Source organism: Pseudomonas sp. BF-RE-25 (assembly GCF_019956105.1).
GTDB lineage: Bacteria > Pseudomonadota > Gammaproteobacteria > Pseudomonadales > Pseudomonadaceae > Aquipseudomonas > Aquipseudomonas migulae.
Genome location: NZ_JAHBDB010000088.1, coordinates 68,509 through 89,937, shown reverse-complemented (window position 1 = coordinate 89,937; position 21,429 = coordinate 68,509). Strand labels below are relative to the sequence as shown.

Sequence of the window (21,429 nt, the reverse complement as noted above, 5' to 3'; positions counted from 1 at the left end):
TGCAAGCCAAGGATTTCTTCCACCTGGCCAGCCTGCGTTACGGCAAACAACTGGGCCAGGGCCTGACACCGGCGTTCGAAACGCGCCTGGTCAGCCCCGACGGCAAACCGGTCAACAGCTTCAGCGACGTGATCATGCCGGTGGACGGCGGCCTGGAAAACGCTGACGTCATCATCCTCCCGGCGTTCTGGGACGATTTCGAAACCCTTTGCCAACGTTACCCACAGATCCTGCCGTGGTTGCGCCAGCAGCATGCGCGCGGCGCGGTACTGTGCGGCGAGGCCACCGGGGTGTTCTGGCTCGCCGAAGCCGGGTTGCTCGACGGCAAGGAAGCGACCACTTACTGGCGCTTCTTCAACGCGTTTGCCGAGCGTTTCCCGAGGGTTTATCTCAATCAGGACAAGCACCTGACCGACGCCGACAACCTCTATTGCGCTGGCGGCACCACGTCGGCGTGCGATCTCTATATCTACCTGATCGAGCGCTTCTGCGGCGCCAACGTGGCCCAGGCCGTGGCCCGCGACATTCTCTATGAAGTGCAGCGCAGCTACTCGCCGGGACGCATCGGTTTCGGTGGCCAGAAGCTGCACCAGGACGTGATCATCCTGCAGATCCAGCACTGGCTCGAAGAGCACTTCGCCGACAAGTTCCGCTTCGAGGACGTTGCACGCGAACACGGCATGAGCATCCGCAACTTCATGCGCCGCTTCCAGACCGCCACCGGCGACAAGCCGCTGCATTACCTGCAACGCCTGCGCATTGAAACGGCAAAGGGCTTGCTGTCCGGCAGCCGCAAGAGCATCAAGACCATCAGTTATGAAGTCGGTTACGACGATGCGAGCTTCTTCGCGCGGCTGTTCCGCCAGCACACCGAGTTGTCGCCGAACCAGTATCGCCAGCAGTTTCAGCAAGCGGCGTAAGGACGAGGCACACAAATCCAATGTGGGAGCGAGCCTGCTCGCGATGGTCGTCAACGATGACGCGTAAAATCTGGTGCCCCGCGGCGAACTCGGGTTCATCGCGAGCAAGCTCGCTCCTACATGGGATCTTGGGCGCATAAAAAAGGCCTGCAATTGCAGGCCTTTTTCATTTTCCGAAATTTCCTACGGCTTGTGTGCCCGGGACAGGAATTCGTGGGATTGCATTTCCAGCAGACGGCTGAGGGTGCGCTGGAATTCGAAATTCAGGCGACCGCCGGTGTAGAGGTCTTTGAGCTCGACTTCGGCGGAAATTATCAGCTTCACGTTACGGTCGTAGAACTCGTCGACCATGTTGATAAAGCGTCGGGCGATGTCGTCGGTGGTGACGCTCATCTGCTCGACACCGCTGAGCAGCACGGCGTGGAAGATCTTGCCCAGTTCGATGTAATCGTTCTGGCTGCGTGGGCCGTCGCAGAGTTCGCGGAAGTCAAACCAGGCCACGTCATCGCAGGTGCGCAAGGCACGGATTTCGCGGTTCTCGATGATCAGCACATCGTTCTCGATGGCCGCCGTGCATTCCGGCGTCAGCGCACGGAAGCTCTTGCGCAGGCTTTCGTGAGACGCCTCATCGAGCGGGAAGTGGAACAGCTCCGCTTGCTCGAGGTGACGCAGACGATAATCGACGCCGCTGTCGACGTTGACGATCTCGGTGTTCTGCTTGATCAGCGCGATGGCCGGCAGGAAGCGCGCACGCTGCAAGCCGTCTTTGTACAAACCGTCCGGGACGATGTTCGAAGTGGCAACCAGGGTCACGCCGTTCTTGAACAGCTCTTCCATCAGCGTGCCGAGGATCATCGCGTCGGTGATGTCGGAGACGAAGAATTCATCAAAACAGATCACTCGCGACTCGTCGGAGAAACGCTTGGCGATGATGGTCAGCGGGTTTTTCTCGCCGCCGAGGGTCTTCATCTCTTCGTGCACACGCTTCATGAAGCGGTGGAAGTGAGTCCGGGTCTTTTCCTTGAACGGCAGCGCTTCGAAGAAGGTGTCGACCAGGTAAGTCTTGCCACGGCCTACGCCGCCCCAGAAATACAGGCCCTTGACCGGCGCCTGTTCTTTCTTGCCAAACAGTTTGCCGAGCAGGCCCGGTTTGTTCTGCGAGGCCGCGACCAGATCGTCGTACAGGCGCTGCAAATGGCGCACGGCGGTTTCCTGCGCGGCGTCATGGAAGAATTCCGGGCGTTTCAGATCAGCTTGATATCGTTCTAGGGGCGTCATAATTCGTTAGCAAGGCAACAAAAACGGGCCGTCACTGTAGCGATGGCCCGTGGGAATGGCAATCGGCCCTTGGTCGGACCGAGCCGTTGATTATTCCTGAACCGGCGTCAGCGCAATCCGCAGAGCGCCGATGGCAACGTCACGGGCCGCCGTGTCGGCGAACGCCGGGCTATCGGCCACGCACTCACCTTCCAGCCAGACGCTGAAGCTCAGGTCTTCATTCCGCACGTCCAGAGGCTGGCCCGCTTGCAGTTGCTTGGTCACCTGACCAGCGGTTTTACCGTCGGCGAAGTTGCGCGACAACAGCAGTTGCTCGCCATCGGCCGCCAGCAGGCGGAAGCGGAAACTGCCGTCGTCTTCGCGGAAGCTGACAAAACGTGCAGCTTTCGCGGCTTTCTTCTTGGTGGTCGCCGCGACTTGCGTCTGGGCCACGAAAGAACGCAAGCCGACCGCTTCGCGCAATTCGTTAAGGAAAGGCGTCGCTACGGCACGGGCCTTTTTCGCACCGATTTGCAGGATGTCTTCCAGATCAGCCGGGCGTTCGATCAGTTGGTGATAACGCTCGCGGGACTCGCCCAGTTCGCTGTCGAGCAGCTGGAACAGACGATTCTTCGCCTCGCCCCAACCCAGGCCCTGCAACAATTCGCTGCGGAATTCGTCGGACTGTACCGGGGTGGCAAAGGCCTGGAACAGCGTGAACAGGTGCGAATTGTCCGGATCTTTGGCTTCGCCCGGCGCGCGGGAGTCAGTGACAATCCGCGAGATCGCGTCTTTCATCTCTTTGGCGCTGCTGAACAACGGAATGGTGTTGTCGTAGCTCTTCGACATCTTGCGACCGTCGAGGCCGGGCAGCGTCGCGACGCTTTCTTCGATCAGCGCCTCGGGCATGGTGAAGAATTCTTTGCCCTGGCCAAACAGATGGTTAAAGCGCTGACCGATATCCCGGGCCATTTCCACGTGCTGGATCTGGTCACGACCGACCGGCACCTTGTGCGCGTTGAACATCAGAATGTCCGCGGCCATCAGCACCGGATAGCTGTACAGGCCCATGGTGATACCGGCATCCGGGTCTTCGCCGGTTTCGACGTTCTTGTCCACCGAAGCCTTGTAGGCGTGGGCGCGGTTAAGCAAGCCCTTGGCCGCAACACAGGTCAACAGCCAGGTCAGCTCCGGGATTTCCGGGATGTCGGACTGGCGATAGAACGTCACGCGGTCCACATCCAGGCCACCGGCCAGCCAGGTCGCGGCGATTTCCAGACGCGAGCGCTGGATGCGCAGCGGGTCATCGCATTTGATCAGGGCGTGGTAGTCGGCCAGGAAGTAGAACGAATCGGCATTGCTGTCGCGGCTGGCAAGGATCGCCGGGCGGATGGCGCCGGCGTAGTTGCCCAGGTGCGGCGTGCCGGTGGTGGTGATGCCGGTGAGGATACGGGTACGAGTCGTCATGGGTAATCGCTTGTCAGACTGCAATCAATTCGAAAGACGCGGCAGGATCAGATCCTTGAGATCGGTCAGCTTGCCATGAAAAAAGTGTCCGCATTCTGCCACTTTCAGCAGCTCATGGGGACGATCGAGTTTCTCGGACCAGTCGTAGACGGCTTGCGGGTCAATGACTTCATCTGTTTCCGGCTGGATCAGGGTCAGCGGGCAGTTCACCGGCAGCAGGTCGTAACCATTGAGCCGGGTAACAGCGGCGGCCACCATGAACAAATGCTTGAGCTGTTCGCCCTTGGCCTCCAGTCGTCCGCCGAGACTTGCTGCAACAAAACCGCCGAAGGAAAAACCGAACAACGTCAGCGGCAAATCAGGATGTTTCGCCCGTAGCCATGCGGCCGCTGCCTGGGCGTCGTCGACTTCGCCGGTCCCCATGTCGTGCGAGCCTTCGCTGGCACCGACGCCACGGTAGTTGAAACGCAAAGTAATCAAACCGGCATCGCGCGCGGTGCGCTGCAGGGTCGAGACCACTTTGTTGAGCATGGTGCCGCCCTGCACCGGGTTCGGGTGGCAGATCAGCGCGATGCCGCGCGGCTGCTCGATATCCAGGTAAAGTGCTTCCAATTGCCCGACCGGGCCGTCAATCACTACAGGGGTTTCGCGCATAAGCAAGGAAGGAACTCCGTGACCTCGAATCGGGTCGACTCGTCTAGCAAATTGTCTGTGCCGATGTATTGCGAGTGAATCGCGGTATACAGCGCAGGTTCGAGCCGTTAACGTAAAGCAAAGCCGTTTATAGAGGAAGGACTCGTGGAACACTCGCTCTTAGTTTGGTTGTTGCCGACTCTTGCCCTGGTTGTGGGTGTCGCCATTGGATTCCTGATCGCTCGCCTGGTGCCGAACGCCGCGCCGAGCAGTACCCAACGTCAGCTGGATGACATTCAGGAACGTTTTGACAGTTATCAGAACGAGGTGGTTACCCACTTCAACAGCACTGCAAACCTGGTCAAGAAACTGACTCAGAGCTATCAGGAAGTGCAGGATCACCTCGCCGAGGGTGCCAACCGCCTGGCCCTGGACGAGCAAACCCGCCAACGCCTGCTGGCTTCGCTGCACGCCGACGCGGCAGCGGCCCCACGGGAACGCCTGACGCCACCGCGCAATCAGGAGCCGCCTCGCGACTACGCCCCCAAAGCCCCGAACGCGCCGGGCATGCTTGATGAGCATTACGGCCTGAAGAAGTAATCAGGTTTCGCGCGATACACAAAAGCCCTCGGACGAGTGATTGTCCGGGGGCTTTTTTTTTGCTGATCCAATACCTTTGGTGCCGACTCGGCCCCTTCGCGGGCAAGCCCGCTCCCACAGGGATCGCGTACCTATCAAGCGACTCGGTCACTGTGGGAGCGGGCTTGCCCGCGAAGGGGCCAGAACTTTCGACACAAAAAAAACCGCCCGATCTGTTTAGGATCGGGCAGTTTTTTTTACGCCTGGGGTTCAGTCAGGTGGGTAAAGGGGCTGCGTTTACTGCTGTGGATACTCTTGACCCGGAATCGCCTTGAGGTTGACCTCGACGCGACGGTTCTGTGCCCGGCCATTGGCATCGGCATTGCTGGCAACCGGGCTATCCGGGCCGGCGCCACGTGCCGACAGGTTGGCACCACTGACACCTTGGGACGTCAGGTAAGTCGCCACGCTCTGCGCACGACGCTGGGACAGGTCCATGTTGTGCTGACGGCTCCCGGTGCTGTCGGTGTAGCCAACGATTTCGATCTGGTTCTGGTTGAACTCTTTGAGCGAACCGGCCAGGTTGTTCAGTGGCTGATAGAAGCTGGAAGCGATGTTCGCCGAATCGGTGGCGAACGTGATGTTGCCCGGCATGATCAGCTTGATCTGATCGCCCTGGCGCTGCACTTCAACACCGGTGTTGGCCATGCTGGCGCGCAGTTTTTTCTCTTGCTGGTCGGCGTAGTAACCGTACCCGGCAGCCGAAGCACCCACTACGGCGGCGCCGATCAGCGCACCCTTGCCACGGTTATCGTGGCTGATGGCGGCACCGGCCAACGCACCCGCCAGAGCGCCGAGGCCGCCGTACTTGGCGGTTTTGCTCATGCCCGTGGAACCACCGTCGGCCTGCCCCTGGCTGCTGTCATATGGGTTGGGCGAGGCGCAGCCTGACAGCAAGGCCACAGCCGTAGCGACAATAATCAAACGCTGCTTGGTGAACATGAAGAGCTCCTACTTTTTGCATTCTGGGATGCAACGGGTCTTAGGCATTGGTTCTTTGCGGGTGTTGGATCATTTCGGGCGCAGAAAATTCCGTCGCCCCCCTTAAGCCCGCACAAAAGGGTTGTCGCGCATTTCATCACCCAGACGCGTATCCGGACCATGACCGGTCACCACCGTTGCGTCCTCATCAAGGGTGTACAGGCGCTGTTTGATCGACCGCACGATGGTCGCCTGATCGCCACCCCACAAATCCGTGCGCCCTACCCCGCGACGAAACAACGTGTCACCGGCAATCAGCAGCTTAGCCTCTGAAAACCAAAAGCTCATGGAACCCGGCGTATGACCTGGCGTGTGCAACGCCACGCCGCAACCGCAGGCGAGTTCTTCATCGTCGGCCAACCAGCGATCCGGCGATGGAACCGGCGTGTACGGCACACCGAACATCTGGCATTGCATCTCCAGATTGTCCCAGAGGAACTGATCCTCTTTGTGCAAGTGCAGGGTCGCGCCGGTTTTCTCCTTCAACTGACCGGAGGCCAGGAAGTGATCGAGGTGCGCATGGGTATGGATGATGCTGACAACCTTCAGACCCAGGGCATCGAGCCGTGCGAGGATCAATTCGTGATTGCCGCCCGGATCGACCACGATGGCCTTCTTCGTCACCGGATCGCCGATGATCGTGCAGTTGCACTGCAAAGGGCCGACGGGGAAGGTTTCGCGGATGAGGGTCGGTTGCTGGGACATCGGGGCATGCTCGATAAAAACGGGGACGAGGGATTTTCGCACACAATTGCGTCCAGCCATTGACCGCCTGTGTATCGTCACACTACGTCAGCCCAACACTCCCAATGCCTTGGCCCGTGCCACCGCTTGCGTGCGCCGTTCAACCCCGAGTTTGCTGTTGATGTGGCTGGCGTGGGTTTTCACCGTGTGCAGGGAAATGAATAGCTGATCGCTGATTTCCTGGTTCGAGCAGCCTTGGGCAATGAGTTTCAGAACCGACAGTTCGCGGGAACTGAGTTGCTCGCAGGCTTGTGAGGGCTCCGGAGCAAGGCGTGCAGCGGTAACGGGGAGTCGCTCCGACAGGCTCTGCGATACCGTCGCTTTCGCGCAGTTCTGCAGTTGATCGCGAAGCCAGTCAGGGCATTTATTCAACAAGCCATCAAAAGGCTGCAGCGCGCCGCCACTGGCCGCTTCAAGGGCCTGAGCGAAGGACTGCCGGGCTTCAGGCTCGCGGTTGTGCGCAAGGAGCAGTTCGGTTTTTTGTGTCAGCGCCATCACACTGAGCAACTGACGACCGGTTTGCTGACCATGCTCGAGTAACGCATTCAATCGCCCTTCGGCCAGCATCGGCTGCGCCTGAATGACCTCAAGCAAGGCCTGCTGCAACTCGATATGCAGTGGCAGTTGCGGATGGAATTCCGGCGGTGCCGCAGGCGTTTCGCCGTTGTAGGTCTGGCCCAGTCGTGCGAGCCAGGCTTCCGCAAGATCGGTGCGTCCCTGGGCCAGCCAGAGTTCGCATTTGACCAGGGTAATCATCGCCAGGTAGTAAATCGGCGGGACGTCCCAGATATGCATCAGCCGTTCGGCTTCGGCGAGTTCGGCAAAGGCCTTGGCGAACTCGCCGCTGCTGCCTTCGAGCCGGGCAATCACGCAATGGCCGATCAGGACACTGATGTCGCGACAGGCGCGGGCCTCAGTCAAACCGGCCTGTAAACGCAGCCGCGCGGTCTGAGGTTGCAGACGCAGGGCCAGAAGAAATCCTTCGTACAAGGTCAATCGAGCGCGCACGGCATACAGCCGCTGCGGCGACAACCCTTGCAGGCGTTGCAGCCCCTGACGGACTTCGTCCAGCGAGCGCAGGATTTCCCCTCGCGCCTGCAACACGCGCGCCCGGTCGTAATGGGCCAGCGCTTCGAACAACGGATTACCCACCCGTTGCGCCAGTTCAAGAGAGTCGCGGTTCAAGCCACGGGCACGCCACAAGTCGCCGTCGGCAATGGCCAGGTTGGAAAGGGTCGAGAGACACATCAGGCGCTGGCCGTAGCGTTTCGATGGCAGGCTTTCCAGCGCTTCGGTGCAATACAGCAGCGTCAATTCGCGGTTGCCGCGCCCGCGGGCAATGATCCCGCTCAAGGCCAGCCATTGCGCCAGCATGGATTTCTGCGCAGTGGCCGACGGTGCCGGCAGGAAGCGGCTCAGATGACTGGCCAACTCTTCGGCGGCGTCGAGCTGACAGGCCAGCCCCAAGGCCCAGCTGTAAAGCACGATCAACCGTGGCGTGCTGATCAGCAGGCTGTCGGGCAAGTCCATTTTCCAGCGCAGCAACATGCCGACATTCTGTTCCGCCAGCAATTGCTCTTCCGAAAGGTTCTGCACCAGGTTGGCCGCGACATCCAGATGCCCGGCGCGCAACGCTTGCTCCACCGCCTCATCGAGCAGGCCCTGGGCATTGAACCAGCGACACGCGCGCAGATGCAGGCTGGCCGCCGGCACCATCGCCTGTGAGGTTGGTCGAGTGCGCAGCAGGTCGGAAAACAGATGGTGATAGCGGTACCAGTGGCCATGCTCGTCCAGCGGTACGAGGAACACTTGGTGCGCAAGCAGAAAACGCAGGATCTCGGCGCTGTCATGCGCCTCGCGAACAGCATCGCACAGCTCGCTGCAAAAACGCTCTTGAGGGGCCGTGTCATAAAGGAACGACTGCACCTCGGCGGGCAGACAATCGATGACCTCTTCGAGCAGGTAATCGCGAATCAGCCCTTCCCCACCGTGCAGGGACTGGGGTAACGCACCGTCGGAGCCCGCTTCGGAGGCCGCCAGCAACCAGAAACGCAAGCCGGCAACCCAGCCTTCACTGCGCTGGATCAGGTTTTCCAGTGCTTCGCCGCGCAACGAACTGCTGTGCCGATCGAGCAGGGTCAAGGCTTCATCGTGGGTCAGGCGCAGATCCTGCTCATTCAACTCGAGCAGTTGTCGCGACAACCGCAGCCGTGCCAGATGCCAGTCCGGACGCTGGCGGCTGGTGACCATCACCAGCAAGCCGTCGGGAAGGTGATTGAGGAAAAACTGCAGGCAACGATCGAGCACCGGCCCCTGGGCCAGATGATAGTCATCGAGGACCAGTAGCAATGGCGCCGTCGGCAACAGGTGCACGGCCAACTCATCGAGCAAACCGTCCAGCCATTCTTCAAAAGCAAACGGCTGATGCCGCTGACGCATTTTCAACAGCCCCAGAGACTGGCGGCCCAACTGCGGAAAAAAGTCCTGAAGACCTTCGAGCAATCGCTCCAGAAAACGGCCTGGATCGTTGTCCCGCGGACTCAACCCCAGCCAGAGACTTTGCCAATGCGCCGGCAGCCCCTGGCAGAACTCCACAGCCAATGAGCTCTTGCCAAACCCCGCCGGCGCGCTGACCAGCAGCAGCCTGCCGCCGAGACCGGCACTGAGGCGCTCGCATAAACGAGGCCGCAGCACATGGCCGTCGGGCAGCGGAGGCCGATAAAAACGCCCGTCCAATGTTGCGACGGTAACGCTTGCAGGGCCCGGGAGTGGGGACAGATCAGTCATGGCCGGCTCTTGTTTGAAATGCTGTTGGCGGCGTTGCAGATGTCCGCAGACTAGCGGTAAACGAAGAGGTAATGAAGGTTATTGCTACAAATGGCTACAAAAAGTCTACGAACAAAAAAAAGCCCCGAACCAGTCGGGGCTTCTTTCGAGGATGCGGCCTCTGTTCAGTTCAGGTTAACGAACCCCGGTCTGACGCAATGCCGCAGGCGTGAAGTCGCTGGTGGTGGCAGTGAAACCGAAGTTGTATGCCGACTTCTCTTCGTTCTTCATGCCCAGTGCCAGGTAACGGCCGGACTGCAGGTCGTACAGGGCTTCCAGGGTGTACCACGGCACTTGAACGTTGTAGTAGTTCTGGGAGTGAGCTTCCGCTACACGCCAGAGTTGATTGCGACCGTCGTAGTGATCGATCACCGCTGCTTGCCAGGTGTCTTCGTCGATGTAGAAGTCACGCTTGGCGTAGATGTGACGCTGACCTTCCTTCAGGGTTGCAACCACATGCCAGACCCGACGCAGCTCGTAACGAGCCAGGTCCTGGTTGATGTGACCGGCCTTGATGATGTCGGCGTACTTCAGCTTCGGATCGTCGAGCTTGTAGCTGTCGGAGGCGATGTACATCTCTTTCTTGCCTTCGAGCTTCCAGTCGTAACGATCCGGCGCACCGTTGTACATGTCCAGGTTGTCGGAGGTACGCAGGCCGTCCGCCGCGGTACCCGGCCCGTCATAGGACACTTGCGGTGCACGACGCACACGACGCTGACCGGCGTTGTAGACCCACGCCGAACGTGGTTCCGCCACCTGATCGAGGGTTTCGTGCACCAGCAGCACACCACCGGCCAGACGCGCCGGCGCGGTCACTTCCTGCTTGAAGTAGAACAGGATGTTGCCCGGGTTCGCCGGATCGAAATCCTTCATCTTGTCGCGGAATACGAACTGGTCCTGAAAGTAGACCAGGCTGTACGAGCCATTCGGCTGCGGAGTGGCCTGGGTCACCAGACGGGTCACGCTGCCACCGCGATAGCGGGTGATGTGGTTCCAGATGACTTCGACACCGGTTTTCGGAATCGGAAACGGTACCGCGGTTTCGAAGTTTTTCAGCCCGTTGCCGCCGGACACCAGCTCAGTGGCGGTGGCGTTTTTCTTGATGGCAGCGAACACGTCATCCGGCACGGTAGCGCCGCGATGGGACGGGTAAACCGGCATCTTGAAGGTTTCCGGGTAACGCTTGAACATCGCGTACTGGCCCGGAGCGAGCTTGTCCTTGTACTGGTCGACGTTCTGCGCCGTGATGGTGAACAGCGGTTTTTCACTGGCGAACGGGTCGGACAGGAAACCTTTGGCGTCGGCGGTGCCGGCGTTTTTCGCCATCGGCTTCCAGGCTGGAATCGAACCGTCGGCATTACCCGCCATCTCGGCGCCCATTGGCGTCAGGCTCTTGCCCAGCTTGTCCGCTTCGGCCGCAGGGACCGCTGCCATCACGCTGGTCGCCAGCAGCGTAAGCCCCAGAAATCCGGCGTGGAACAGACTCTTTGTTGTTTTCATAGGTGTGTTCGTCCTGAAAATGCAGTGCTTAGAAGTTCACGCCGAAGCTGAGCGCAACGAAGTCGCGGTCATCCACGGTGGTGTACTTGCCGTCAAAGAAGTTGGTGTAGGCCAGGGACGCGGTGTAGGTGTTCTGGTACTCGGCATCGAGACCCAGGCTGACCGCTTTGCGACCTTCCTCGAAGTTGCCGCCAGGGCCAGGCGAGTAACCGTCGACGTCATGGGACCAGGCGATGTTCGGCTTGAAGTTCACACCGGCGATCACGTCGTTGTATTCCCAGATCGCACGAGCGCGATAGCCCCAGGAATCTGTGGTGGTGAAGCCATCGTTTTCACAGTAACGACTGACGTTGTTTTGTGGTCCACCCGCCAGAGTCGAAGCGTTCAATGCCTGGCACTGCCCACCTGGCAATGGGCCAGGGCCGTAGCTCGGGTCACGCCCGTAACGTGCTTTCGATGTGCTTTCCAGGCCGCCGACGTGAGTCCAGCCCACCTCGCCCACCAGCGTCAGTCGCTCAGCGCCCATCACCTGATCGAAGAAGTGCGTGAAGGTCGTTTGCAGCTGGCTCACTTCCTTGCGGCGATAACCATGTTGATCTTCCCCTGGACGCCCTTGAAGTACGGAAACGTTAGGGTTCAGTGGCGTCAGGCCGGAAAAGAGAATGTCGGTGGTGTTGAGCTGAACCGGTGCGTTCGGACGGTAGCTGAACTCACCACTCCAGGCGGTACCCGTAGGCAACGTGGTGGAGAAGCTCAGGCCATACAGGCGAATGTCTTCCGGGTATTCGACGAAGTAGCTGGAGTTACCCGCCACTTGCAACGGCAGCAAGGTCGGAGCCAGGCCAGCCGCGACACCTAACGGAACACCCGCGCCAACCAGGGAGCCCACCAGGCCCGCCGCGCTGTAAGCGCTCGCCGGGGCACCCTTGCCGCTGAAAATCGGCGCACGGCTGTGGTAGTTCATGAAATAGGCACCGAATTCGGTGTCCAGTGGATCGAACATGTACTTGAAGGACACGCCGAACTGGCCGCTGTCACGTGCATCGCGATCCGGGCCGCGACGAACGATGACACCTTCATCCGGGTTACCCCAGGACACACCACGGGCAGCCAGGGTGTTGATGGCGGCATTACGCAACCCGGCCGGCAGTCCCGCGCCCGCCAGTGCGCTATTGAGGCCGTTACGGGTACGCAGCACGGCCAGGTTTTGGTCGCAGCCATCCGCAATCACGTCCGGTTGCGAGAAGAATGTGCCGCAGTTGTCGGCAACGGTCTGGTCCCACTCGATTTGATAGAACGCTTCGGTCGAAAGGTTCTCGGTCAGGCTCTGGGACACGTAGAACATGTTGACCGGGATCAGGCCTTCCTTGATCTCGGCACCTGGACGGCGGAACGCGGAAACGTCGATCGGGTTGATCGAGTTGATGCCGCCACCGATGAACGTACTCTCGCCCCAGCTGACCACTTGCTTGCCCAGACGCACGGAACCCGGCTGATCGGCAACCGAGTAGTTGTGGTAGACGAAGGCGTCGAGAATTTGCCCGCCGGAGGACTTGGCGCCTTCCTTGCGGTTGTTGTCGCTGATGTCCTTGAACGGACGGTCTTCGTCCTTGAGTTCGAAGTCATACCAGTATTTGCCCCGGACGAAGATACCGGTGTCGCCGTATTTCAATTCAAGGTCATGGATGCCTTTGAAGATCTTCGAGAAAGTTTCCCCGCTCTTGAAGTTCAAGTGGCCGTCATCGGAGGTCTGGGACAGGCCACGGCCACCGTTGTTGACGCCGATGAGGTTCTTGTTGGCACTCTCGGTAGACCAACTGGCACCAATCGACAGGGATGAGTCGAATTGACCTTCGATTTCACCAACGTTGAAACTGACGCCGAATGCGGGCCCGGCGAGCGTAGAGGCAAGACTGACAGCCAGAGGCAGTTTTGCCCGGCGCCAGAACTGGTTTACTGATGTCATCGACGCTACTCCATGTGCATTATTGTTATGGCATTGAGTACTTTTAAAAACGCTGTGGTTGACCGGAAGCCAAGGCATTCCGAATTCACTCCAAAGTTGCATCGCCCCGTTTTGTGCGTGTGCCCCGTTCTTAAAAATCCTTGAGCGGACTATAGCCAGCAGGTAGTACTGCTTGATCCCTCTAAAGTGTGATTTGCAGCTGCCGGCCACTCTGGAACAGTCCTTTCGCCAGGCCGACACCTGTCGGCACGGCAAGGATGGCTGAAAATTCTGATTTCACAAGCCAAGCGCTTGCTTGGTGGGGCTGGCGTGCCATTTCGGGCACGCCGGAAGACGCTTAAAGCGTCGAAAGGAAGGTGCTGTTGTTGGCCTGCCACTCAGTGATGTCGAGGCGGATCCGCTTCTTGTCGAGTTTGCCGACACTGGTCTTGGGAATTTCAGTAACAAGGGCGATCTGGCTCGGGATGGCCCACTTGCTCAGGTGCCCCAGTTCCACAAATGGCTTGAGGTGTTCCTTGAGTTCCCTGGCCCCGATTACATGGCCCTCGCGGATCACCAGCAAGGCAAACGGGCGCTCCCCCCACTGCGGATCGGCAATGCCCACCACTGCTACTTCACGTACCGCTGCATGGCGACTGATCAGGTCTTCCAGGTCCAGGGAGGAAATCCATTCGCCACCGGTCTTGATCACATCCTTGATCCGGTCGCGAATGTCGATCACGCCCATGCTGTCCAGCGTCGCCACGTCCCCGGTGTGCAGCCAGCCACCGGCCCAGAGCTCGGCACCCTTCTGCGGTTCATTGAAATAGCCTTCGGTGAGCCACGGCGCACGCAGCACCAGCTCACCCTGGGTCTCGCCATCGGCGGGCAGGAAGTTACCGTCGGTGTCGACAATGGCCGCTTCCACCAAAGGCCCCGGCACACCGGCCTTGATCCGGTACGTGGTGCGTTCGTCTTCGGTGCCCGCCATCAGCTCATCGTTGAGGTGCGCACAGGAAACCAGCGGGCCGGTTTCCGACATGCCGTACGCGGCGGTCAGCTGAATGCCTTTGGCTTTGGCGGCTTCGTACAACGCACGATTCAATGCACTGCCGCCGATGACGATTTTCCAGCCGCCGAAGTCGGTGCCTTGCGCTGCCTTGGCGTTGAGAACCATCTGCAGGATGGTCGGTACGCAATGCGAGAAGGTGACCTTTTCCTTGCGCCACAGCTCCACCAGGTATTCGGGATCGTAGCGCCCCGGATAAACCTGCTTGAGCCCGAGCATGGTCGCCACATACGGCAAGCCCCAGGCGTGCACATGGAACATCGGGGTGATCGGCATGTACACGTCGTTGGTGCCCAACAGCCGCACGCTGTCGATGGCGCCCATGATGGTCGACACGCCCATGGTGTGCAGCACCAGTTGCCGATGAGTGAAGTACACGCCTTTGGGATTGCCGGTGGTGCCGGTGGTATAGAAGGTGGTCGCGACCGAATTTTCGTCGAAATCCTGGAAGTCGTACTGCGTGCTCGCGGCCGCCAGCAACTGCTCGTATTCACCGACGAGGTTCGGCAGGTCGGCGGTTTTTTCCGGCAGGTCGGTCAGCAGCAGGGTTTTCTCGACCGTGGTCAGGTGCCCGGCAATCGCGTTGTACAGCCCGACGAATTCGCTGTTGACCAGCACGAAGCGGTCCTCGGCGTGATTCATGGTGTAGAGGATCTGTTCCGGCGACAGGCGCACGTTGATGGTGTGGATCACCGCGCCGATCATCGGAATGGCAAACATGCATTCCAGATAACGATGGCTGTCCCAGTCCATCACCGCCACGGTATCGCCGGCCTTGACGCCGGCCGCCGTCAGCACGTTGGCCAGGCGTGCGACCCGTTCGATCAGGGTCGGATAGCTGTAGCGCAATTGATCGCGGTAAATGATCTCGCGGGTTTTCTCATAGCGCGCGCCGGACATCAGCAGCCGTTTGATCAGCAGCGGATACTGGTAAGCGCCTTCGGCTGGGGGGATAACGCGAGTCTGCAACATAAGAATCCCTTTTCTGACTGCACGGTCGTGGCTGAAAGTAAGCACTCTAGTGCCCTTCCATGACAACCAAATCAGCCGAAGGAATGATTTGCAACATTCAGCAAATGCTAGCGTTGCGCCAGCATTTAACAGCTATCCAGACCTGTAGGAGCCGGCTTGCTGGCGATGGTCTTGCAGGCGCCGCATCCTTTCCAGAATAGATGCGTCATCGTTAAAGACCATCGCCAGCAAGCTGGCTCCTACAAAGGGTGGTGTTCGTCGATCAGTGCATCTCGGTAAACGCGAGTTTCACGCCGATGGCGATCAGCACGGCGCCCATGGTCCGGTCGAACCAGTGGCCCATGCGGGCGAAACCGGCGCGTACACGCTGCTGGCTGAACAGCATCGCCACCAGGCAGAACCAGAAAGCCGTCGCCGCCGCCAGGTAAACCCCGTAACCGGCCTGCACCGCCAATGGCGTATGCGGATTGATCACCACGGTGAACAACGACAGGAAGAACAGCGTGGCTTTCGGGTTCAGACCGTTGGTCACGAAACCCGAGGTGAAGGCGCCGCGAGCGGTGCGCTCACCCGCTTCCTTGTGCAGATCGTCAGTCACCGGTTTGGCCGGTTGCGCGCGCAGGGCCTTGAAACCGATGTACAGCAGATACGCGGCGGCGGCCCATTTCAAGGCGTTGAACAGCACGATCGACTGGGACACGATCAGGCCGATACCGAGCAGCGAATAACCGACGTGCAGGAAAATCGCCGTACCGACCCCCATCGCCGTCCAGGTGCCGGCGCGACGACCGTGGGTCACGCTCTCACGCACCACCACGGCGAAATCCGGGCCGGGGCTGGCGACGGCCAGCAGGTGAATCAGGGCAACGGTCAAGAACTCTGTCCAGTACATGGGGGCTCCTCTGGGGGGCAAATTGGTCGAATTAACACGTGCAGACTGACATCGTCCCTGTGGGAGCGGGCTTGCTCGCGAAGGCGTTGTGTCAGACAACATCAATGTCGACTGACACAACGCCTTCGCGAGCAAGCCCGCTCCCACAAGGTTCGGCGTAGGCCTGGCATTGCGTAACGATTTGTTTCATCTGGTAGGCTCGGCAGATTACGCCTTCAGTTCAATGCACAAAAGGTACAGTTGATGACGAACTCTCGCCGCGCCGTTTTCCTCGACCACCCCTCGCTGGACCTCGGCGATCTCGACCTCAGTCCTTTGCGCGCCTGCTTCGATGATTTGCAACTGTTTGCGCAGACCACGCAGGATCAAGTAATCGAACGCCTCAAGGGCGCCACCGTCGCCATCAGCAACAAAATCCTGATCGACGCCGCCGCCATCGCCGCCAGCCCCGAACTGAAGCTGATCCTGATCACCGCCACCGGCACCAATAACGTCGATCTCGCCGCCGCCCGCGCCCATGGCGTGACCGTCTGCAACTGCCAGGGTTACGGCACGCCATCGGTGGCGCAACACACGATCATGCTGCTGCTGAACCTGGCGACGCGCCTCGCCGATTATCAGAAAGCCGTCGGTGAAGGTCGCTGGCAACAGGCGAAACAGTTCTGTCTGCTGGACTACCCGATCGTCGAACTGGAAGGCAAAACCCTCGGCTTGCTCGGTCATGGCGAACTGGGCGGCGCGGTCGCACGACTGGCCGAAGCCTTCGGCATGCGCGTGCTGCTTGGGCAGATTCCGGGGCGCCCCGCCCGACCGGACCGTTTGCCGCTGGATGAACTGCTGCCGCAAATCGACGCGCTGACGTTGCACTGCCCGCTCAACGAACACACTCGCCACTTCATCGGTGCCCGCGAACTGGCCTCGATGAAACCCGGCGCTTTCGTGGTCAACACCGCTCGTGGCGGCCTGATTGATGAACAGGCGCTGGCCGACGCCTTGCGTAGCGGCCACCTCGGCGGTGCGGCCACCGACGTGTTGAGCGTCGAACCGCCGAGCGCCGGCAACCCGTTGCTCGCCGCCGACATTCCACGCCTGATCGTTACGCCGCACAACGCCTGGGGCAGTCGCGAGGCGCGGCAGCGGATCGTTGGCCAATTGACCGAAAACGCGCGGGGATACTTCAGCGGTAAGGCGCTGCGGGTCGTCAGTTGATAAACTGCTGCACTTTTTTTCAAGGAGCAGAGTATGGATCCGCGCAGTGAAGTACTGCTTCGTCAGGCCGAGTTGTTCCAGGGTTCGGTGCTGCTGGCCGGTTTGCCCGCCGATGATTTGCTCGGGCGCCTGCCCGACGCCCACGGCTGGTGCTGGCACGCCGGCGATCAGGCCGCGCTGGATGCCCGCTTCACCGAGCGCAGCCATTTTGGCGTGACCGCGCCCGAGCGCGAATTCGACACCGCCGTGGTGTTTCTGCCCAAATCCAAGGACCTCACCGATTACATCCTCAACGCACTCGCCTCACGCCTGGCCGGACGCGAGTTGTACCTGGTGGGTGAAAAACGCAGCGGCATCGAAGGCGCGGCCAAACAACTGAACCCGTTTGGCAAACCGCGCAAGCTCGACAGTGCGCGTCATTGCCAGCTGTGGCTGGTCACCGTGGCCGATGCGCCGCAAGCCAAATCCCTGGAAAGCCTGGCCCAGACCTACGAGTTGCCGCTGGCCGAAGGGCCACTGAAGGTCATCAGTCTGCCGGGTGTATTCAGCCACGGCCGGCTGGATCGCGGCAGCGCGTTGTTGCTGGAGCACCTGGATAAACTGCCAAGCGGCCATTTGCTGGACTTCGGTTGCGGCGCCGGTGTTTTGGGCGCGGCGGTCAAACGTCGTTATCCGCACAATCAGGTCACGCTGCTCGACGTGGATGCGTTTGCCGCTGCCAGCAGTCGCTTGACCCTGGCTGCCAATGGTCTGGAAGCAGACGTCATTACCGGTGACGGAATCGATGCCGCGCCGATGGGTTTGAGCGCGATTCTGAGCAACCCGCCGTTCCATGTCGGCGTGCACACCGATTACTTCGCCACCGAGAACTTGCTGCGAAAAGCTGCCAAACATCTGAAAAACGGTGGCGAACTGCGGCTGGTCGCGAACAGCTTCCTGAAGTACCAACCGCTGATCGAAGAGCACCTCGGCGTGTGTGCGATCAAGGCCGAAGGTCAGGGTTTCCGAATCTACCGGGCCAAACGCGGTTAGCAATTTGTACTTGCCCTATCGGATTTGCCTAGGCAGAATCCGCTCCGTCCTAGGGGAGTAGTCTCCCACGAGCGCCATGCTCGTCCGGCATACGTCAACATACTTGGTCCTCAGACCATGGCGTATGCGACCCAAGCGTCCGCATCAGACGGATCGCCAGGGTTTGACAAGACCTATGACACGAACACCTTACCCGGGGCGGGAAGGCTGTACGTGTCATAGCCGTGTCGACCCGCCCCTTAGGAAAACCCTGATGCTGGATTCACTTCTCGTTCCCACCGCAATCGTTGCCTTGGCCGAAATCGGCGACAAGACGCAACTGCTCGCGCTCATCCTTGCTGCCCGCTTTCGCAAACCGTGGCCAATCATCGCCGGCATCGTCGCCGCCACCCTGGCCAACCACGCGGCAGCCGGTGCGGTAGGTGCCTGGGTTGGCAGTTTCTTCTCGGATGCGGTGTTGCACTGGATCCTCGCCGCGAGCTTCGCTGCGACGGCATTGTGGACTTTGGTGCCGGACAAGATGGATGACGATGAAGCCAGCACCGCCCGCAAATTCGGGCCGTTCCTGACGACATTGATCGCGTTCTTCCTCGCGGAAATCGGTGACAAGACCCAGATCGCGACCGTGATGCTGGCCGCGCAATACCCGGAACTGTGGCTGGTGATCATCGGCACCACCCTGGGCATGTTGATTGCCAACGTGCCGGTGGTTTTGGCGGGTAACTTTGCGGCAGACAAATTGCCATTGACCCTGATTCGTCGACTGGCGGCGTCGGCGTTCTTCGTCCTGGCGATTGTCGCGGTGTACAAGGCGATGCAGAGCAGTGGGTGGGTTTGACGTCGTAGGTCGTTAGACCGCGTTATCGTTCTTCGCGGGCGAGCCTCGCTCCTACAGGATTTTTACTGACCTGTAGGAGCGAAGCTTGCCCGCGAAGGCGTCAGCGGCATCAACGCCGATCGATCAGGACTTCCGCGCGTTCTCGTACAACGGCATCACCTTCGGAATCGCCGCCTGCAACGAAGCAATCCGACTGGACGATGCCGGGTGAGTGCTCATGAACTCCGGTGGAGAACCTTCCGAGGCCTTGCTCATCTTGTTCCACAGGGTGATCGCGGCGTTCGGGTTGTAACCGGCACGGGCCGCCAGTTCCAGGCCGATCAGGTCCGCTTCGTTTTCGTTGGCGCGACTGTTGGGCAGCGTCATGCCGTAGTTGGCCACGGTGTCCGCCAGAGCCAGGCTGTCCGGGCCCAGACCGAGCAAGGCGCCCGCGCCCTGCTTGGCCATTTCGATACCGTACGCCTTGGACATCGCTTCACGACCGTGCTCACGCAGGGCGTGGGCGATTTCATGGCCCATGATCGCGGCGATTTCATCGTCGGTCAGTTGCAGGCTGTCGATCAGCCCGGTGTAGAAAATGATCTTGCCGCCAGGCCCGCAGTTGGCGTTGAGCTCGTCACTCTTGATCAGGTTGACTTCCCATTTCCACTGGGCCGAATCCGGACGGAAAATCGGCGCCTGGGCGATCAGCCGATCAGCGATCACCTGGATGCGCTTGGCATCGTTGCTGGTCTTGTCCAGCACACCTTTGTTGGTCGCCTCGCCAACGGTCTTTTGATAAGACTGGGCGTACATCTGGTTGACCTCATCCGAGGACAACATGCTGAACATGTACTGCTTGCGCTCCACGCCCACGGCACCGCCGCTGGTGGTGTTGACCGACTGACAACCCGCGAGCAGCAGACCCGCGCTCAGAGCACACAAAACCAATCGCTTGTTCATCACAAAACTCCCTCGAAACATGCCGCGTATCCTAGGCGTCGATTTGTATCGGCGCCAGATACAACAGACATACAGACGCGGATTTCGGACAAAGCTCTCATCAACAGTAGGAAAAAATTCACATACCGCCACCCGCCACGGCCAGTCACGGCCGGCAATGATTCAATTGCGACATCGACGGCTCCAAAACAGCCATTTCGTCGCACCTCACTCATGGCCCTCGAGCCCCCTGCCGATACAGCACCGCAGAAGTCCTCTTGCGTGCGGAGCACCCATGAAATTCAAGTCCATCCAGTTTTCCGTGGCGGCCCTCGCTGGCGCCATCGTATTAAGTGTCGTGGCAGCCCTGGTGCTGTACGCGCTGTTTTCCGGCGCACGGACGCAAGACATGGTTCAGGATCGGACCCAGGCGCAATTCGAGCAAGTCATCGAGCAGCGCCTGACGTCCCTGGCGCAAACCCAGGTCAGCCAGATCCAGCGTGAACTCGAAGCGCCGCTGCTGATTGCCGGCGGACTGGTGCGGGTCAACGCCCTGATCGGCACGCCAGGCGCCGATGGCCAGCCGCAACTGAACCTGAGCCGCGAGCAATTGATCAGCCTGATCAAGGAAAACGTCGCCAAAAACCCGAAGATTCTCGGCACCTACATCGGTTGGGAAAAAAACGCCCTCGACCACAACGACGCAGCGTACGTCGACACCAAGGTCATCGGCATCGACGCCAGCAACGGGCGCTTCCTGCCGTGGTGGTTCCGCAACGAAGACGGCAGCCTGGGCCTGGACAAACTGGTAGACGTCGACGACCAGAAAACCCTGTCTACCGGCGTGCGCGCCAGCGAGTACTATCTGTGCTCGAAAGAAACCAAAAAATCCTGCGTGATCGATCCGGCACCCTACAAGGTCGGCGACAAAATCGTCATGCTCGCCTCCTTTATTGAACCGATCATGCTGAACGGTGCGTTCCAGGGCATCGTCGGCGCCGACCTCTCGGTGAACTTCATCCAGGAAATGCTCCTGGGCGCGAACCAGAAGTTGTACAACGGCTCGGGCGTCATGGCGCTGATCGGCGGTAATGGCCGGATCGTTGCCTACACCAAGGACCCGAGCAAATTCGGCGAGAAGGTCAGTGACATCCTCGACAGCCAGCAGATCGCCAACATGGCCAATCTGAAGCGCGGCGAAGTCACCTACACCGTCGACAAGGCCCAGGGCCGGATCGAGTTGTACCTGCCGTTCGGCATCGGCCAGACCGACGCTCGCTGGACGCTGATGCTGCAACTGCCGCTGAACGCGGTGATGGCCGACCTGCAAAAACTCCAGGCCGACCTGAACACCCAGCGCAAATCCGACACCTTCGGCATGGCCATGGTGGGTCTGCTGATCGCCAGCGTCGGCTTGCTGGTGATCTGGCTGGTGGGCCACGGCATTGCTCGCCCACTGAAACAAATGGTGGCCATGCTCGACGACATTGCCAAAGGTGAAGGCGACCTGACGCGCCGCCTGACCAGTGATCGCGCCGACGAACTGGGCTCGATCGCCAAAGGCTTCAACACTTTCCTCGCCAA

At 60.0% G+C, this 21,429-nt stretch carries 16 protein-coding genes, 1 pseudogene and 1 riboswitch; of the genes and pseudogenes, 6 read left to right on the top strand and 11 right to left on the bottom strand.

Translation table 11 applies throughout. The features are described from left to right. Window positions 1–23 precede the first annotated feature (23 nt). Window positions 24–920, top strand: a complete 897-nt coding sequence (locus KGB24_RS28040; RefSeq protein ID WP_177318159.1) for a GlxA family transcriptional regulator — start codon at window positions 24–26, stop codon at window positions 918–920. 183 nt (window positions 921–1,103) lie between these two features. Here the strand turns inward: KGB24_RS28040 and zapE are convergent, their stop codons facing one another. The 3 genes from zapE to KGB24_RS28025 all read right to left on the bottom strand — a co-directional run bounded on the left by zapE (window position 1,104) and on the right by KGB24_RS28025 (window position 4,298). Then, window positions 1,104–2,198, bottom strand: a complete 1,095-nt coding sequence (zapE, locus tag KGB24_RS28035) for a cell division protein ZapE (RefSeq protein ID WP_008025947.1) — start codon at window positions 2,196–2,198, stop codon at window positions 1,104–1,106. A 90-nt stretch (window positions 2,199–2,288) separates the two neighbouring features. Next, a complete protein-coding gene (locus KGB24_RS28030) occupies window positions 2,289–3,644 on the bottom strand; it encodes a tryptophan--tRNA ligase (RefSeq protein WP_223415074.1) in 1,356 nt (451 codons plus the stop codon). A 24-nt stretch (window positions 3,645–3,668) separates the two neighbouring features. After that, window positions 3,669–4,298 (bottom strand): alpha/beta hydrolase, encoded by a 630-nt coding sequence (locus tag KGB24_RS28025; protein ID WP_223415073.1) that lies wholly within the window; start codon window positions 4,296–4,298, stop codon window positions 3,669–3,671. 144 nt (window positions 4,299–4,442) lie between these two features. Between KGB24_RS28025 and KGB24_RS28020 the strand changes: the two genes are divergently transcribed. Further along, complete coding sequence (locus KGB24_RS28020) at window positions 4,443–4,877, top strand: YhcB family protein (protein WP_008025941.1); 435 nt, start codon at window positions 4,443–4,445, stop codon at window positions 4,875–4,877. A 276-nt stretch (window positions 4,878–5,153) separates the two neighbouring features. Here the strand turns inward: KGB24_RS28020 and KGB24_RS28015 are convergent, their stop codons facing one another. The 7 genes from KGB24_RS28015 to KGB24_RS27985 all read right to left on the bottom strand — a co-directional run bounded on the left by KGB24_RS28015 (window position 5,154) and on the right by KGB24_RS27985 (window position 15,845). Continuing rightward, on the bottom strand, window positions 5,154–5,858 hold the full coding sequence (locus KGB24_RS28015) for an OmpA family protein (protein ID WP_008025938.1): 705 nt from the start codon (window positions 5,856–5,858) through the stop codon (window positions 5,154–5,156). Between the two features lie 102 nt (window positions 5,859–5,960). Next, complete coding sequence (locus KGB24_RS28010) at window positions 5,961–6,602, bottom strand: MBL fold metallo-hydrolase (protein WP_008025937.1); 642 nt, start codon at window positions 6,600–6,602, stop codon at window positions 5,961–5,963. 87 nt (window positions 6,603–6,689) lie between these two features. Then, window positions 6,690–9,428 (bottom strand): LuxR C-terminal-related transcriptional regulator, encoded by a 2,739-nt coding sequence (locus KGB24_RS28005; RefSeq protein ID WP_223415072.1) that lies wholly within the window; start codon window positions 9,426–9,428, stop codon window positions 6,690–6,692. Between the two features lie 174 nt (window positions 9,429–9,602). Then, window positions 9,603–10,967, bottom strand: coding sequence for a DUF1329 domain-containing protein (locus tag KGB24_RS28000; protein ID WP_008025932.1), 1,365 nt, complete (start codon window positions 10,965–10,967; stop codon window positions 9,603–9,605). Between the two features lie 28 nt (window positions 10,968–10,995). Further along, window positions 10,996–12,933 (bottom strand): DUF1302 domain-containing protein, encoded by a 1,938-nt coding sequence (locus KGB24_RS27995; RefSeq protein ID WP_008025930.1) that lies wholly within the window; start codon window positions 12,931–12,933, stop codon window positions 10,996–10,998. 337 nt (window positions 12,934–13,270) lie between these two features. Beyond that, window positions 13,271–14,953, bottom strand: coding sequence for a fatty acid--CoA ligase (locus tag KGB24_RS27990; protein ID WP_008025929.1), 1,683 nt, complete (start codon window positions 14,951–14,953; stop codon window positions 13,271–13,273). 262 nt (window positions 14,954–15,215) lie between these two features. Next, on the bottom strand, window positions 15,216–15,845 hold the full coding sequence (locus KGB24_RS27985; RefSeq protein WP_008025927.1) for a LysE family translocator: 630 nt from the start codon (window positions 15,843–15,845) through the stop codon (window positions 15,216–15,218). Window positions 15,846–16,088: 243 nt separating this feature from the next. Here KGB24_RS27985 and KGB24_RS27980 point away from each other — a divergent pair, with 243 nt between their 5' ends. The 3 genes from KGB24_RS27980 to KGB24_RS27970 all read left to right on the top strand — a co-directional run bounded on the left by KGB24_RS27980 (window position 16,089) and on the right by KGB24_RS27970 (window position 18,924). Then, complete coding sequence (locus KGB24_RS27980; RefSeq protein WP_223413686.1) at window positions 16,089–17,054, top strand: 2-hydroxyacid dehydrogenase; 966 nt, start codon at window positions 16,089–16,091, stop codon at window positions 17,052–17,054. Window positions 17,055–17,087: 33 nt separating this feature from the next. Continuing rightward, window positions 17,088–18,086, top strand: a complete 999-nt coding sequence (locus KGB24_RS27975) for a class I SAM-dependent methyltransferase (RefSeq protein WP_008025924.1) — start codon at window positions 17,088–17,090, stop codon at window positions 18,084–18,086. Window positions 18,087–18,126: 40 nt separating this feature from the next. Beyond that, a riboswitch (yybP-ykoY riboswitch) is annotated at window positions 18,127–18,250 on the top strand. A gap of 89 nt (window positions 18,251–18,339) precedes the next feature. Next, window positions 18,340–18,924: a TMEM165/GDT1 family protein gene (locus KGB24_RS27970; RefSeq protein WP_008025922.1), complete on the top strand. Its 585-nt coding sequence runs from the start codon at window positions 18,340–18,342 to the stop codon at window positions 18,922–18,924. A 123-nt stretch (window positions 18,925–19,047) separates the two neighbouring features. Here KGB24_RS27970 and KGB24_RS27965 read toward each other — a convergent pair whose 3' ends face one another. Then, on the bottom strand, window positions 19,048–19,866 hold the full coding sequence (locus KGB24_RS27965) for a M48 family metallopeptidase (protein ID WP_223413684.1): 819 nt from the start codon (window positions 19,864–19,866) through the stop codon (window positions 19,048–19,050). A gap of 19 nt (window positions 19,867–19,885) precedes the next feature. Between KGB24_RS27965 and KGB24_RS29530 the strand changes: the two are divergent. Then, window positions 19,886–21,427: pseudogene (locus KGB24_RS29530) on the top strand (HAMP domain-containing protein); the annotation flags it as partial. Between the last annotated feature and the right edge of the window lie 2 nt (window positions 21,428–21,429).

Coding starts and splice junctions, on each gene's coding strand:
- zapE (WP_008025947.1), bottom strand. CDS start 2,198: ATGACGCCCCTAGAACGATATCAAGCTGATCTGAAACGCCCGGAATTC.
- KGB24_RS28030 (WP_223415074.1), bottom strand. CDS start 3,644: ATGACGACTCGTACCCGTATCCTCACCGGCATCACCACCACCGGCACG.
- KGB24_RS28025 (WP_223415073.1), bottom strand. CDS start 4,298: ATGCGCGAAACCCCTGTAGTGATTGACGGCCCGGTCGGGCAATTGGAA.
- KGB24_RS28015 (WP_008025938.1), bottom strand. CDS start 5,858: ATGTTCACCAAGCAGCGTTTGATTATTGTCGCTACGGCTGTGGCCTTG.
- KGB24_RS28010 (WP_008025937.1), bottom strand. CDS start 6,602: ATGTCCCAGCAACCGACCCTCATCCGCGAAACCTTCCCCGTCGGCCCT.
- KGB24_RS28005 (WP_223415072.1), bottom strand. CDS start 9,428: ATGACTGATCTGTCCCCACTCCCGGGCCCTGCAAGCGTTACCGTCGCA.
- KGB24_RS28000 (WP_008025932.1), bottom strand. CDS start 10,967: ATGAAAACAACAAAGAGTCTGTTCCACGCCGGATTTCTGGGGCTTACG.
- KGB24_RS27995 (WP_008025930.1), bottom strand. CDS start 12,933: ATGACATCAGTAAACCAGTTCTGGCGCCGGGCAAAACTGCCTCTGGCT.
- KGB24_RS27990 (WP_008025929.1), bottom strand. CDS start 14,953: ATGTTGCAGACTCGCGTTATCCCCCCAGCCGAAGGCGCTTACCAGTAT.
- KGB24_RS27985 (WP_008025927.1), bottom strand. CDS start 15,845: ATGTACTGGACAGAGTTCTTGACCGTTGCCCTGATTCACCTGCTGGCC.
- KGB24_RS27980 (WP_223413686.1), top strand. CDS start 16,089: ATGACGAACTCTCGCCGCGCCGTTTTCCTCGACCACCCCTCGCTGGAC.
- KGB24_RS27975 (WP_008025924.1), top strand. CDS start 17,088: ATGGATCCGCGCAGTGAAGTACTGCTTCGTCAGGCCGAGTTGTTCCAG.
- KGB24_RS27970 (WP_008025922.1), top strand. CDS start 18,340: ATGCTGGATTCACTTCTCGTTCCCACCGCAATCGTTGCCTTGGCCGAA.
- KGB24_RS27965 (WP_223413684.1), bottom strand. CDS start 19,866: ATGAACAAGCGATTGGTTTTGTGTGCTCTGAGCGCGGGTCTGCTGCTC.